The organism is Ewingella americana ATCC 33852 (assembly GCF_000735345.1).
GTDB classification, from domain to species: domain Bacteria; phylum Pseudomonadota; class Gammaproteobacteria; order Enterobacterales; family Enterobacteriaceae; genus Ewingella; species Ewingella americana.
This window is the reverse complement of record NZ_JMPJ01000053.1, coordinates 34,906-47,927: the sequence shown is the minus strand read 5'-3', so window position 1 is coordinate 47,927 and position 13,022 is coordinate 34,906. Positions and strand designations below refer to the sequence as shown.

Sequence of the window (13,022 nt, the reverse complement as noted above, 5' to 3'; positions counted from 1 at the left end):
TTTTGCTTTTAATTCAGCGAATTAGCTCAGAAGAGAAGATGGATGGGCTACCAGTCAATACCCTGCTGGGCCATAATCCCGGCGTCAAAAGCGTGCTTCACTGGGCGCAACTCACTCACCGTGTCTGCCAGCTCTAACAGGTCGCGGTGGCACCCGCGGCCAGTAATAATCACCGTTTGATGCACCGGCCTTGCCTTCAGCGCGTCAATCACTTCCTGCAAGTCAAGATAGCCGAAACTGACCATATAAGTCAGCTCGTCGAGCACCACTAAATCCAGCGACTCATCCGCCAGCATGCGTTTGCCGTGCTGCCAGACGGCCTGACAGGCGAGGGTGTCCGTCTCTTTATTTTGCGTCTCCCAAGTGAAGCCGGTGGCCATCACCTGAAACTCAACGCCGTGCGGCTCGAGCAGGTTCTTCTCGCCGTTTGGCCATTCACCCTTGATGAACTGAATCACCCCGGCGCGCTGACCGTGACCGACAGCGCGTGTCACCGTGCCAAAGGCGGCGGTGGTTTTGCCTTTGCCGTTGCCGGTGAAGACGATCAGGATGCCGCGCCGCTCCTGCGCGGCTTCAATCCGCGCATCGACTTGCTCTTTCAGCCGCTGCTGGCGCTGCTTGTGTCTGTCTTCGCTCAAGGTGATTATTCCGCAGGTCCGGCTTTGCGGCCCGGCTGAGCGTCAAAGCTAATGCCGGTTTTACGGCGGCTGTCTTCACCCATCAAATAGAGGTACAGCGGCATAATATCAGCCGGAGTTTTCAGCTTGGCGCTGTTCTCATCCGGGAAAGCAGATGCCCGCATACTGGTGCGCGTTCCGCCCGGATTGATGCAGTTAACCCGCAAGTTGGTCTGTTTATACTCTTCGGCCAGCACCTGCATCATGCCCTCGGTGGCGAACTTGGAAACCGCGTAGGCTCCCCAGCCGCTGCGGCCTTCGCGACCAACGCTTGATGAGGTAAACACCAGCGACGAAGACGGCGCTTTTAGCAGCAAGGGCAGCAGTGACTGGGTCAGCATGAAGGTAGCGTTCACATTCACCTGCATGACGTTGTGCCAGTCTTCGAGCTTGATTTCGGCCATTGGCACGATTTCGCTCAGCAGGCCCGCGTTGTGCAGCACGCCGTTGAGGTGCGGCACCCATTCAGCAATTTGGTCAGCCACGCGCTGGCAGTCGGCCTGCGAGGCGGTGAGCAGATCGAGAGTATAAATGTGCGCCGGACGGTAACCGCGCTCGGCGATCTCTTGCTGAACTTTCGCCAGTTTGCTTTCGGTGCGGCCAAGTAAAATCAGCTGCGCGCCGAAGCGCGCGTAGGTCAGCGCGGCTTCGCGGCCAATGCCGTCGCCTGCGCCAGTGACCAGAATAATGCGTTGATTGAGCAGATCGGATTTTGGATGGTAATGCACGGGAATTCCTCTTACCTGAGTCAGGACACGGCGATGGAGTGCATCGCCACATCGGCGCAAAGCGGCGCGCTGGCAGGAGCAAAAGGCTCAACCGCGGGCGGGCGCTTGGCTGGAAAATGGATCATCACGAAGATGAATACTGGGTTTATATGCCTGAAATGACCACCGGTTTCAATGTTTACCCCGATTATCGGCGGATCTTTTGTAACAAAAATGGAACAAGCCTGCACCCCTTTTTGCCATCTGCGCGGCCTAAGCGGGCAGGTTATGCCCAAACGGCGGTATTCGGACACAATCACACAAGACGCTTTAGCGCCAATTGTCTAGAATAAGCAGCATCTTATTACCACTGCGTAAAAGGCGGTATGTGTGGATCTATTATCTCTTTATGGTTTGTTCTTGGCCAAAGTTGTCACCGTGGTGATCGCCATTGGCGCGTTAGTGGTGCTGGTTATCGGCCTGAGACAGCGTAAGTCTCATGGCAAAGGTCAGTTGCATCTGGTTGATTTGGGTGAAGAATACCGTGAAATGCAGCGCGAAATGCGCACGGCTCGCCTCAATCCAATCGAGCAAAAACTGACGAACAAAGCGTTCAAAAAGCAGGAAAAAGCGGACGCCAAACAGAAGAAATTACAGGCCAAAAGCGGCGCGACGATAAAAAGCAAACCTTGCCTGTACGTGCTTGATTTCAAAGGCAGTATGGACGCCCACGAAGTCACTTCGCTGCGCGAAGAGATTTCGGCAGTACTGGCAGTTGCTACGCCGGAAGATGAAGTCCTGCTGCGTCTGGAAAGCCCGGGCGGCGTGGTTCACGGCTATGGTCTGGCTTCTTCACAGCTGGCGCGTTTACGTCAGGGCGGGATTCGCCTGACGGTGGCAGTGGATAAAGTCGCAGCCAGCGGCGGCTATATGATGGCCTGCGTGGCTGACCGCATCGTGGCGGCACCTTTCGCCATCATCGGTTCTATCGGCGTTGTGGCGCAAATCCCTAACTTCAGCCGTCTGCTGAAAAAGAACGATATCGACGTGGAATTGCACACCGCCGGTGAGTTCAAACGCACGCTGACGCTGTTCGGCGAGAACACTGAAGAAGGCCGCGAAAAATTCCGCGAAGACCTGAATGAAACTCACGTACTGTTCAAAGAGTTTGTTCGCCAGCACCGCCCATCGCTGGACATTGACAGCGTCGCCACCGGCGAGCACTGGTTTGGTACTCAGGCGCGCGAGAAAGGGCTGATTGACGCCATTGGCACCAGCGATGATTTGCTGATTGCCGAGATGCAAAATCACGAAGTGATCGCGGTGCGCTATAGCCGTCGCAAACGCATGATGGACAGATTCACCGGCAGCGCAGCAGAAAGCGCCGATCGCCTGTTCTTGCGCTGGTTGCAGCGCAGCCAGAAGCCGCTTTTGTAATAGAATAAATTAGGAATTTGAGTAATGAAAAAAGGGACCTCGGTCCCTTTTTTATTGGCCGCAGCGCGTTAATACGTACTAAAAGTAAACAGCCAGATTTTCTTCCTTTATTACGTTAAGGAAACACGGTCATTTTGGTGACAATTTGGTTAATCTTGCAGATGATATTTTTCTGAAAAAAGATGTGCCAAATGTTTAAACATATTAAATACGGCGGTGGTTTTTAAGGTCGGCAATCCATTATCATCGAGAAAGAATTCCCCGCGAAACACCAACACATCTCCTTTCTGCTCTACCTCTGTTGCCTCCATGCCGTGTAGAAAAGCTTCGTGTTCGCGAATGACTTTATTCGCCTCGGCCAGTAAAGCTTCTCGGCTAATTGCCGTTGTATTTCCCTGCATGATATTTACTCCCATGTAGAATTTCTGCCGATATTGTAATCCCGCGCTGAACAAAACCGCAAACCTCGTGCGGGTAGGGTGAATTTATTGCTGCATTTTTGTTCGTGTTGGCGAAAAGCGGTTTTCCGTGCTAATTAAGTTGCGTGGCAATTTTTATCAGGTAGAGTGTGGGATTTTGTGGCTTTAGGTGGAATGTTTTGTTTACGCTTCACAAAATTTTATCATTTCATGCTCTATAAGTCTGTGGGAGGGATAGCGTTAAACCTCCGTTAAATCAGAGAATTGTGCCTCTGGAAGTCAGTTAGTGTTGCTAATTAAAAAAATTAGTTGACCTCCTGACTCACTGCCGCAATATAAAAAAAGACGTTACATTGTGCCGCGGCATAACAAGTTAAAATCTTCTTCGATTGGAAGAACAAATTAGGTAAAAGGTAATTATGGGCAAAGCTCTCGTAATAGTTGAGTCCCCGGCAAAAGCCAAAACGATTAATAAGTATTTAGGAAATGACTACGTGGTTAAGTCCAGCGTCGGTCATATCCGCGATTTGCCTACCAGTGGTTCCGCCAGCAAAAAAACTGCCGCCTCAGCCGAAGAAAAAACAAAGAAAAAAGTAAAAAAGGATGAGAAAACGGCGTTAGTTAACCGCATGGGCGTTGATCCATACCACGGTTGGGAAGCGCAATACGAAATTCTACCCGGCAAAGAGAAAGTGGTTGCCGAGTTAAAAGCCTTGGCGGATAAAGCCGACCACATCTATCTCGCAACCGACCTTGACCGCGAAGGAGAGGCTATTGCCTGGCATTTGCGGGAAGTGATTGGTGGTGATGACAAACGTTTCAGCCGCGTGGTGTTTAACGAAATTACCAAGAACGCGATTCAGAACGCCTTTAAAGAACCGGGCGAGCTGAATATTGATCGCGTGAATGCTCAACAGGCGCGTCGCTTTATGGACCGCGTGGTGGGTTACATGGTATCGCCGCTGCTGTGGAAGAAAATTGCGCGTGGCCTGTCCGCTGGCCGCGTTCAGTCGGTCGCCGTGCGTCTGGTGGTTGAGCGCGAAAAAGAGATCAAAGCCTTTGTTCCTGAAGAGTATTGGGAACTGCACGCTGACCTCAACGCGCAAGACAAAACCGCGCTGCAAATGCAGGTGACGCATCACAACGATAAGCCGTTCAAACCGGTGAATCGTGAGCAGACTCATGCCGCCGTCTCTTTATTAGAAAAGGCGCGTTACACCGTTGTTGATCGCGAAGACAAACCGACCAGCAGCAAGCCAAGTGCACCTTTTATTACCTCCACGTTGCAACAGGCGGCCAGTACGCGTCTGGGCTTTGGCGTGAAGAAAACCATGATGATGGCGCAGCGTCTGTACGAAGCCGGTCACATCACCTACATGCGTACCGACTCCACTAACCTGAGCCAGGACGCGGTAGAAATGGTGCGTGGTTATATCGGCGATAACTTTGGCGCGAAATACCTGCCAAAAGCCGCAAACCACTACAGCAACAAAGAGAATTCACAGGAAGCGCACGAAGCGATTCGTCCTTCCGACGTCAATGTCGTATCCGAGCAGTTGAAGGATATGGAAAACGACGCGCAGAAGCTGTATCAGCTGATTTGGCGCCAGTTCGTTGCCTGCCAGATGATGCCAGCGCAGTACGACTCCACCACCCTGACGGTGAAAGCGGGCGACTACTCGCTGCGCGCCAAAGGCCGTACTCTGCGTTTTGACGGTTGGACCAAAGTCATGCCAGCGCTGCGCAAAGGCGATGAAGACCGCGTGCTGCCAGTGATGGAAGTGGGCACCGAGCTTAACCTGCAGCAGCTGTTGCCAACCCAGCACTTCACCAAGCCGCCAGCACGTTTCAGCGAAGCGTCATTGGTTAAAGAGTTGGAAAAGCGCGGCATTGGGCGTCCGTCTACCTATGCGTCGATCATTTCGACCATTCAGGATCGCGGCTATGTTCACGTTGAAAACCGTCGCTTCTACGCCGAAAAAATGGGCGAGATCGTCACCGATCGTCTGGAAGATAACTTCCGCGAACTGATGAACTACGACTTCACCGCGCGTATGGAAGATGGCCTTGACCAGGTTGCTAACAATCAGGCCGAGTGGAAAGCCGTGCTGGATGAGTTCTTCACCGAATTCAGCAAGCAGTTGGAAACCGCTGAGAAAGAGCCAGAAGAGGGCGGTATGCGCCCGAATCAGATGGTACTGACCAGCATCGAGTGCCCAACCTGTGGCCGCCCAATGGGTATCCGCACCGCCAGCACCGGCGTGTTCCTTGGCTGTTCAGGTTATGCCTTGCCGCCGAAAGAGCGCTGCAAAACCACCATCAATCTAATTGCTGATGCTGAGATCCTGAATGTGCTGGAAGGCGACGAAGCTGAAACTAACGCACTGCGCGCCAAGCGCCGTTGCGGCAAGTGCGGCACGGCGATGGACAGCTACCTGATCGACAACCAGCGTAAATTGCACGTCTGCGGTAACAACCCAGAGTGTGATGGCTATGAAATCGAGCAGGGCGAATTCCGCATCAAAGGCTATGACGGCCCGATCGTTGAGTGTGAGAAGTGTGGTTCTGAAATGCACCTGAAAATGGGGCGTTTCGGCAAGTACATGGGCTGTACCAACGACGACTGTAAAAACACCCGTAAGATTTTGCGTAACGGCGACGTCGCGCCACCGAAAGAAGATCCGGTGCCGCTGCCAGAACTGCCTTGCGAAAAATCGGATGCCTACTTTGTTCTGCGCGATGGCGCAGCAGGTGTCTTCTTAGCGGCCAATACCTTCCCTAAATCGCGCGAAACCCGTGCGCCGCTGGTGGAAGAGTTAGCTCGCTTCAAGGACCGCCTGCCGGAGAAACTGAGCTACTTGGCTGATGCGCCGGTTGCTGACCCAGAGGGCAATAAGTCCATGGTTCGCTTCAGCCGCAAAACCAAGCAGCAATACGTCTCTTCCGAGAAAGACGGCAAAGCCACCGGCTGGTCAGCGTTTTACGTTGACGGCAAGTGGGTTGAAGGCAAAAAGTAAGCAAAGTGTTTTAACCCGCTAGCAAACGTGCAAAAAACCAGCCTTTCGGGCTGGTTTTTTTATGAGGTTAAGATCTATCATCGCAAAGCTTTACGCCTTTTCATGCCAAGGCCTTTTGGGCAGGTTATTCACGTGCTGAAGTCATTCGCATCCGACTATACAACGTGCAAATAATTGATATAATTGTTATATAAAATCTCTTCTTATACTTAAAAATTATAGATATCCGCCGACCACGGCTGTCGGTACGGAGTGAATTTTGGGTATCAACAAGTAGATAACAGTATGTTTCCAGACCTCTCAGCCGCAGGGCGAACAGGAATGGCTGACAGGGTTTGAAAACTAGGATGGTATAAGTTATGAAATTGCAGCAACTGCGCTATATCGTCGAGGTTGTTAATCACAATCTTAACGTTTCTTCGACGGCGGAAGGTCTCTACACCTCGCAACCCGGCATCAGTAAGCAAGTTCGTATGTTAGAAGACGAACTGGGTATCCAGATTTTTGCCCGTAGCGGCAAGCATCTGACGCAGGTCACGCCAGCGGGGCAGGAAATTATCCGTATTGCTCGCGAAGTGCTGTCAAAAGTCGACGCCATCAAAGCGGTTGCTGGTGAACATACTTACCCGGACAAGGGTTCGCTGTATGTCGCTACCACCCACACTCAGGCCCGTTACGCGCTGCCAAACGTCATCAAAGGCTTTATCGAGCGCTACCCGCGCGTTTCCCTGCATATGCACCAAGGCTCGCCAACCCAAATCGCTGAGGCGGTTTCTAAGGGCAATGCCGACTTTGCTATCGCCACCGAAGCGCTGCACCTGTATGACGACCTGATCATGCTGCCTTGCTACCACTGGAACCGCGCGGTGGTGGTTCAGCCGGACCATCCTCTGGCAGGCAAGGAGAAAGTGACGATTGAGGAGCTGGCCGAGTACCCGATTGTGACTTACACCTTCGGCTTCACCGGCCGTTCAGAGCTGGACACCGCCTTTAACCGCGCCGGGCTGACGCCACGCATCGTGTTCACCGCCACCGACGCCGACGTAATTAAAACCTACGTGCGCCTTGGCTTGGGCGTCGGGGTGATTGCCAGCATGGCGGTTGACCCTATCCAAGACCCGGACTTGGTCACTGTCGATGCTCGCGACATTTTCACCTACAGCACCACCAAAATCGGCTTCCGCCGCAGCACCTTCCTGCGCAGCTACATGTATGACTTCATCCAGCGTTTTGCCCCGCACCTGACGCGCGACGTGGTGGATACCGCCATCGCCCTGCGCTCCAATGAAGACATTGAAGCCATGTTCAAAGACATCAAGCTGCCGGTGAAATAAGCTCAGCTTCGGCAATTCATCTTATGATTCAGCCCTGCTTATGCGGGGCTGAATTTTTTGCTTTATTGCACTTTGCTCGGCACACGGGCAATAACTTTGATTTCAAAATCGAAGCCAGCCAGCCAATTCACGCCCACTGCGGTCCAGTTTGGGTAGGGCGCGCTTGGAAACACTTCACTCTTCACTTCCATCACGCTGGCAAACTGCTTTTCCGGATCCGTGTGGAAAGTGGTGACGTCCACCAGATCCTCCAACCCGCAGCCTGCTGCACTCAGCGTGGCTTTTAGATTGTCGAACGCCAGTCTGACCTGAGCCGTAAAGTCAGGCTCCGCCGAGCCATCGGCGCGGCTGCCCACTTGCCCAGAGACAAACAGCAAATCGCCGGAACGAATGGCAGCGGAGTAACCGTGTTGTTCATAAAGAGCGTGGCGATCGGCGGGGAAGATTGCTTGATTGTTCATCATGGTTTTACCTTCTTTAGAGGGAATGTTGGGATGCGAAAAATACAACCTTGATTTAATATACACTTCGTATACGAATGTAATCACATACGGAGCGTATGTCAATTCATGTGCGCTCCGTATGTTAAGTTGAGGAATGATGGCTGCGAAACGTCGTGCAGAAACAATGGAAGAGAACCGTGAGAAGCTGATCGCAGCCGCGCGCAAGGCTTTTGCTGAAAAGGGCTTTGCCGCCGCCTCGATGGATGAACTGACCGCCAGCGTCGGTTTGACCCGTGGCGCGCTGTATCACAACTTCGGCGATAAAAAGGGGCTGTTGGCCGCGGTGGTGGCGCAGGTGGACGGGGAAATAGCCCAGCGGGCGAAGCAGATTGCCAGTGTTGCGCCAGACGATTGGAGCCAGTTGGTGGCCGAAGGCGAGGCTTATATAAAAATGGCCCTCGATCCAGAGGTTCAGCGTATCGTGCTGCTCGACGGTCCGGCTTTCCTCGGCGATCCTTCCCTTTGGCCTAGCCAGAATACTTGCCTTGAGGGCACGCGATCGGCGGTGGCGAGGATGGTGAAGAATGGCACGCTCAAGCCGGTGGATGTAGAAGCCGCCGCGCGGTTGCTCAGCGGCACGGCGCTTAACGCGGCGCTGTGGGTCGCCGCCAGCGACAATCCGCAGGAAAATCTGCCAAAAGCCCAAGAGGCTTTCGCCATGATGGCCAGCGGCTTGCGCCGGTAGATAAACCGCCCGCCAGAAAGGTGGGTGGACCTGACTTTACGTAGCCAGCACCTCGTCGATTTTTAGAATGTGCATTACGAAGTCGATAAAGGCGCGGACTTTGGCGGCGGGGAGGTGGCGCGAAGGGTAGAGAGCGTACAGCGGGAAGCTTTCGCCTTTCCAGTCGGTCAGCAGTTCGACTAAACGGCCATCGGCCAGCAAGTCCTGTATGCCGCTGGTTTTAAGCCGCGCAATTCCAGCACCGGCAAGGCATGCGCCGAGCAGGGTGCCGGACTCATTCACCATTAGTCGGCTGGCGATCTTGGCCGGAACAATTTCGCCGTTTCGTGAATACTCCCACTCCAGCGGCTGTCCGGTCATCGAGCTTCTCACCTGAATACAAGCGTGGTGAATCAGTTCATCCGGGCTTTGCGGAACCCCGCGCAGGCGCAGATACTCCGGCGAGGCGACGGTGGCGGTGCGCGTCTCCAGCAGCTTGCGCGCGACCAGCGAAGAGGAGGGCGGATGGCCGAAACGCACCGCGATGTCGAAGCCTTCCGACACCATATCGCCCAGTTGATCCCGCACGACCAGCTCTAGCGAGATATCCGGATAGCGCTGCAAAAAGTCATTAATGTGCGGAGCGAGAATGCGCCGCGAGAAGAAGGTGTCGACATTGACCCGCAGCCGCCCGTTGACCGCAGTGGAGGCACCCGAGGCCAGACTCACCGCGTCGCCAATGCCCGCCAGCAGCGGGCTGATCTCCTCATAAAGTCGGCGGCCTTCATCCGTCAGGGTGACGGCGCGGGTAGTGCGGTCAAACAGCCGCACGCCAATGCTGCCCTCGAGCCGCGTCACTGCCCGGCTGACGCCCGAAGGGGACAAGTTCAGGGCTTCTGCAGCACGCGCAAAACTGCCACTGTGGACAATCGCGGCTAACACGCTGATATTCGACAGCAGGCGTCCATCAAAGCTCATGGTAAATTCTCTTGGTGACTGAATGGTGATTTTAAGTCATCAAAGTAGTGAGTATTCGTGCATTCTGTCAAGCAGTCCACTTCTCTATACTCCCGTTCACTGATTTAGCATCAGGCTATTTCTCAGCAAACAGGAGCTATCAAATGTATGTGATCACAGGTATTACCGGAAAAGTCGGCGGCGCAGTTGCCCGCACGTTATTGAGCAACAATCTTCCTGTTCGCGGCGTGATGCGTGATGCCAGCAAAGCCGACAAATGGCGCGCTCTGGGTTGTGACGTGGCGATTGCCGAGATGGATGACGCCGAGGCACTGACTGAAGCTTTCAAAGGCGCGGCTGGCGTCTTCATCCTGCCGCCTTCCGATTTTGACCCAGCTCCGGGATTCCCGGCGGCGCGTATTTTCATAGAAGCTATCGTCACGGCCATCAGCGCGGCCTCGCCGGAAAAAGTGGTTTGCCTCTCCACCATTGGTGCTCAGGCGGCGCAAACTAACCTGCTGACTCAGCGCACCTTGCTGGAACAGGCACTCAACGCATTGACCCTGCCCGTGACTTTCCTGCGCCCCGGCTGGTTTATGGAGAACTGTGCGCTGGACGTGGCTTCCGCGCGCGACACGGGGGTTATTCACAGCTACTTGCAGCCGCTGGATAAAGCCGTGCCGATGATTGCCACCGCTGACGTCGGCAAGCTGGCGGCGAGCTTGCTCCAGCAGCGCTGGCAGGGTCAGCGCGTGGTTGAGCTGGAAGGCCCGCACCGCGTTTCGCCAAACGACATCGCGAACACCTTCGCGCAGATTCTAGGCCGTCCGGTGGTGGCTGAGGTGGTTGAGCGCCACACATGGGAAGCCGTTTTCCGCGCGCAGGGGCATCAGCACCCGTCACCGCGCATGCAGATGATCGACGGTTTTAACCAAGAGTGGATCTGCTTCGAAGGGCCAAAATCAGAGCGCGTGATTGGCGAAACTGAGCTGGACGAAGTACTGCGTAAGCTGCTGGAAGCCTAAACTCAGGCCAACACCTGCTTTTTATATTGCAGCGGCGACATGCCGACGTGATTTTTAAAGGCGTGGATAAAGCCTGACTGGGTGTCATACCCGGTTTGCAGCGCGACATGAACAATGGGCATGCCATCCTTAATCAGCAGGGTGGCATACTCCATTTGCAGGCGGCGCTTGTTTTCCGAAAAGGTCATGCCGGTAGTTTCAATAAATAGGCGCGTCAGGGTGCGCTCGCCGACGCCAATCTTCTGGCAAATCTGAGCCAGCGTGACCGACAAATTGTCGTGATCCGACAAGATATACAGCGCCTTTTTCACTCGCGGATCCTGCGGCAGCATCACGGCCTTCTCCTGATGCACCGCGCCGTTGAGCTGGTCGATAAACACCTGATACAGCCTTTTCTGCTCCTCGCTGACCGGGGTTCGGTTCTCCATTTTGACGATTTCATCACTCAGCGCCTTGAGCAGCGGGCTGATGCTGAACTGATAAGGCGTGTCGCTGCGAGCCAGATACTTGTCATAAGAGAATAGGCTCAGGGTGCGCAGCACGGTCTTGCGCGACATCTGGATCCAGTGCTCGGCGCGCTTTGGAATAAACACCGCGCTGCCCTTAGCGCCAATGATGATCCGGTCTTCAAAGCAGAAGCTGGCACAGCCCTCGGTGATGAAAATTAGCTGCACGAAGTCGGCGTGGCTGTGGCGCGCAATGTTGGTGCCGCCGCCGTGCTCCAGCTCCGACATCCAATACTCGCCGCTGGAGAGGGGAATGCCCAACACGGATTCAGGTTCCACTAACTGCGCCTTTTTGTTCTTCACGGCACCTCCCAGACTGACGGCAAAATCAAATCGATACTTTATCTTTATTTCTATCTTTTATCTTAGCGAGCAGAATTTGCAACCTGCTGGCTGCGATAGGCGCGGGCGATCAGCAAAGACATCAGCAGTATCAGCAGCACGCAAAGGCCCATAAAAATCTTCAGCCCGTGGGTCATGCCGAAGGTGCTGGCGGCAAGGCCGGTCAGCCAAGGGATCGCCCCGCCCAGCAGGTAGCCGCCGGATTGAGTAATGCCCGACAGTCGGGTGGCCTGAACGCGGTTTTCGGTGAAATCCAACGGCAGGATCAGTGCCATCGGGAACAGCCCGCCGGTACCAACGCCAAGAATGAGCGGAGCGACCCACGGCAGATTTTGCAGGCTGAAGAGCGCAATAATGCCCAGCAGGGTGATGAGGGAAAACACACCCGCCGCCGCGCGGTGGCTTATCCTCAGTTGCCGGGTGATCAGGCTAAACAACAGACCGGTGAGGGTTTGGCTGACAATCAGCATCGCAACCAGCGTGCCCGCCGCGTGCTCAGCAAAACCTTGCTGAATGTAGAAGCTTGGCATCCACGCCAGCAGCGCGTAATTAATCCCCGCCTGTAGCCCAAAGAACAGGGTGAAGGTCAGCGTGATGCCGCGACTGACGGGATTCTTAATGGAATTTTGTGCCTGCTGCGCCGCGTGCGGCTGCTCGCTCGGGCCGAACCACCAGACCAGCAGGGCAATCAGCGCGGGCAGTGCCCAAAAAGCTAAACCCGCGCGCCAGCTGCCCGTTGTCAACTGACTTAGCAGCGGCGTGCCATAGGCGGCCAGCGCCGACCCTGTGCCCATGCTGGCGGAATAGACGCTCATCGCCAGCGCCACTCGCTCGGGGAATTTATCCTTGATAAAGCCTGACAGCAGCGGGCGAATGATGGCGTCAGCTACCCCGACGCAGCCTGCGGTCAGCATCAGCAGGCCAAAACTGCGGCTGTACAGACGCAGCAAAAGTCCAATAATCAGGATAACAAAAGCCATCAACATGCTTTTTTTCATGCCGAAGCGCTGCTCCAGCCGATGGCCGAGAGGCGACAGTACCCCCATGCAGATAACCGGGATTGCGGTGAGCATCCCCAGCCATGTGGTGCTGACCTGTAAGCTGGACTGAATTGCCTCTAACACAGGCGCGACAGAGGAGATGCCGGTTCGCAGGCAGATCCCGCCCATAAATAACATCAGCCACATCACAAAAGATTTCGACAACATAGACGCCTCGCAAAGTGAATGAGGGGTATTTTGCCCGTCCGCCTGCGCCTTTAATTTATGCTTTTCGCCAAAAAGTGTCGATTAACTGCCAATTTTTTGCCGTTCTGGCGGTAGATAACCCAAGGCTCACCGGTTTTGCCTCTATGAATAAAAGGCCAGAGTGATGAACACTTCGTGTTGTTATCAAAATGTTAACCAGAATTTGTGTTATCTTTATAAGTGGACT

The 13,022-nt window shown here is 54.4% G+C and carries 12 protein-coding genes; 5 read left to right on the top strand and 7 right to left on the bottom strand.

Going from position 1 to position 13,022, the window contains the following annotated elements; genetic code table 11:
* Positions 1-47: 47 nt before the first annotated feature.
* Positions 48-638, bottom strand: a complete 591-nt coding sequence (cobO, locus tag GEAM_RS09760) for a cob(I)yrinic acid a,c-diamide adenosyltransferase (protein ID WP_034790978.1) — start codon at positions 636-638, stop codon at positions 48-50.
* Between the two features lie 5 nt (positions 639-643).
* Entirely contained in the window at positions 644-1,405 is a 762-nt protein-coding gene (locus GEAM_RS09755; RefSeq protein ID WP_034790976.1) for a YciK family oxidoreductase, read from the bottom strand.
* 369 nt (positions 1,406-1,774) lie between these two features.
* On the opposite strand from GEAM_RS09755, the gene sohB reads away from it, so the two are divergent.
* Positions 1,775-2,821, top strand: a complete 1,047-nt coding sequence (gene sohB, locus GEAM_RS09750) for a protease SohB (protein WP_034790974.1) — start codon at positions 1,775-1,777, stop codon at positions 2,819-2,821.
* A gap of 149 nt (positions 2,822-2,970) precedes the next feature.
* Here sohB and GEAM_RS09745 read toward each other — a convergent pair whose 3' ends face one another.
* Entirely contained in the window at positions 2,971-3,222 is a 252-nt protein-coding gene (locus GEAM_RS09745) for a YciN family protein (protein ID WP_034791474.1), read from the bottom strand.
* A 437-nt stretch (positions 3,223-3,659) separates the two neighbouring features.
* Here GEAM_RS09745 and topA point away from each other — a divergent pair, with 437 nt between their 5' ends.
* Both topA and cysB read left to right on the top strand, forming a co-directional pair.
* Positions 3,660-6,257 carry a type I DNA topoisomerase gene (gene topA / locus GEAM_RS09740; protein WP_034790972.1) on the top strand — a complete coding sequence of 866 codons (2,598 nt, stop codon included), beginning with the start codon at positions 3,660-3,662 and terminating at the stop codon, positions 6,255-6,257.
* A gap of 359 nt (positions 6,258-6,616) precedes the next feature.
* On the top strand, positions 6,617-7,591 hold the full coding sequence (gene cysB / locus GEAM_RS09735) for an HTH-type transcriptional regulator CysB (protein WP_034790971.1): 975 nt from the start codon (positions 6,617-6,619) through the stop codon (positions 7,589-7,591).
* Between the two features lie 62 nt (positions 7,592-7,653).
* Here the strand turns inward: cysB and GEAM_RS09730 are convergent, their stop codons facing one another.
* Positions 7,654-8,055, bottom strand: a complete 402-nt coding sequence (locus tag GEAM_RS09730; protein ID WP_034790970.1) for a RidA family protein — start codon at positions 8,053-8,055, stop codon at positions 7,654-7,656.
* A gap of 136 nt (positions 8,056-8,191) precedes the next feature.
* On the opposite strand from GEAM_RS09730, the gene GEAM_RS09725 reads away from it, so the two are divergent.
* A complete protein-coding gene (locus tag GEAM_RS09725; protein WP_034790969.1) occupies positions 8,192-8,779 on the top strand; it encodes a TetR/AcrR family transcriptional regulator in 588 nt (195 codons plus the stop codon).
* A gap of 36 nt (positions 8,780-8,815) precedes the next feature.
* Here GEAM_RS09725 and GEAM_RS09720 read toward each other — a convergent pair whose 3' ends face one another.
* Positions 8,816-9,736 carry a LysR family transcriptional regulator gene (locus GEAM_RS09720; RefSeq protein WP_034790968.1) on the bottom strand — a complete coding sequence of 307 codons (921 nt, stop codon included), beginning with the start codon at positions 9,734-9,736 and terminating at the stop codon, positions 8,816-8,818.
* Positions 9,737-9,879: 143 nt separating this feature from the next.
* Between GEAM_RS09720 and GEAM_RS09715 the strand changes: the two genes are divergently transcribed.
* On the top strand, positions 9,880-10,740 hold the full coding sequence (locus GEAM_RS09715; RefSeq protein WP_034790967.1) for an NmrA family NAD(P)-binding protein: 861 nt from the start codon (positions 9,880-9,882) through the stop codon (positions 10,738-10,740).
* A gap of 2 nt (positions 10,741-10,742) precedes the next feature.
* On the opposite strand, the gene GEAM_RS09710 is transcribed toward GEAM_RS09715, so the two are convergent.
* Entirely contained in the window at positions 10,743-11,549 is an 807-nt protein-coding gene (locus tag GEAM_RS09710; protein ID WP_034790965.1) for an AraC family transcriptional regulator, read from the bottom strand.
* A gap of 62 nt (positions 11,550-11,611) precedes the next feature.
* Positions 11,612-12,796, bottom strand: coding sequence for an MFS transporter (locus tag GEAM_RS09705; protein WP_034790963.1), 1,185 nt, complete (start codon positions 12,794-12,796; stop codon positions 11,612-11,614).
* Positions 12,797-13,022 lie beyond the last annotated feature (226 nt).

Coding starts and splice junctions, on each gene's coding strand:
- GEAM_RS09745 (WP_034791474.1), bottom strand. CDS start 3,222: ATGCAGGGAAATACAACGGCAATTAGCCGAGAAGCTTTACTGGCCGAG.
- topA (WP_034790972.1), top strand. CDS start 3,660: ATGGGCAAAGCTCTCGTAATAGTTGAGTCCCCGGCAAAAGCCAAAACG.
- cysB (WP_034790971.1), top strand. CDS start 6,617: ATGAAATTGCAGCAACTGCGCTATATCGTCGAGGTTGTTAATCACAAT.
- GEAM_RS09730 (WP_034790970.1), bottom strand. CDS start 8,055: ATGATGAACAATCAAGCAATCTTCCCCGCCGATCGCCACGCTCTTTAT.
- GEAM_RS09725 (WP_034790969.1), top strand. CDS start 8,192: ATGGCTGCGAAACGTCGTGCAGAAACAATGGAAGAGAACCGTGAGAAG.
- GEAM_RS09720 (WP_034790968.1), bottom strand. CDS start 9,736: ATGAGCTTTGATGGACGCCTGCTGTCGAATATCAGCGTGTTAGCCGCG.
- GEAM_RS09715 (WP_034790967.1), top strand. CDS start 9,880: ATGTATGTGATCACAGGTATTACCGGAAAAGTCGGCGGCGCAGTTGCC.
- GEAM_RS09705 (WP_034790963.1), bottom strand. CDS start 12,796: ATGTTGTCGAAATCTTTTGTGATGTGGCTGATGTTATTTATGGGCGGG.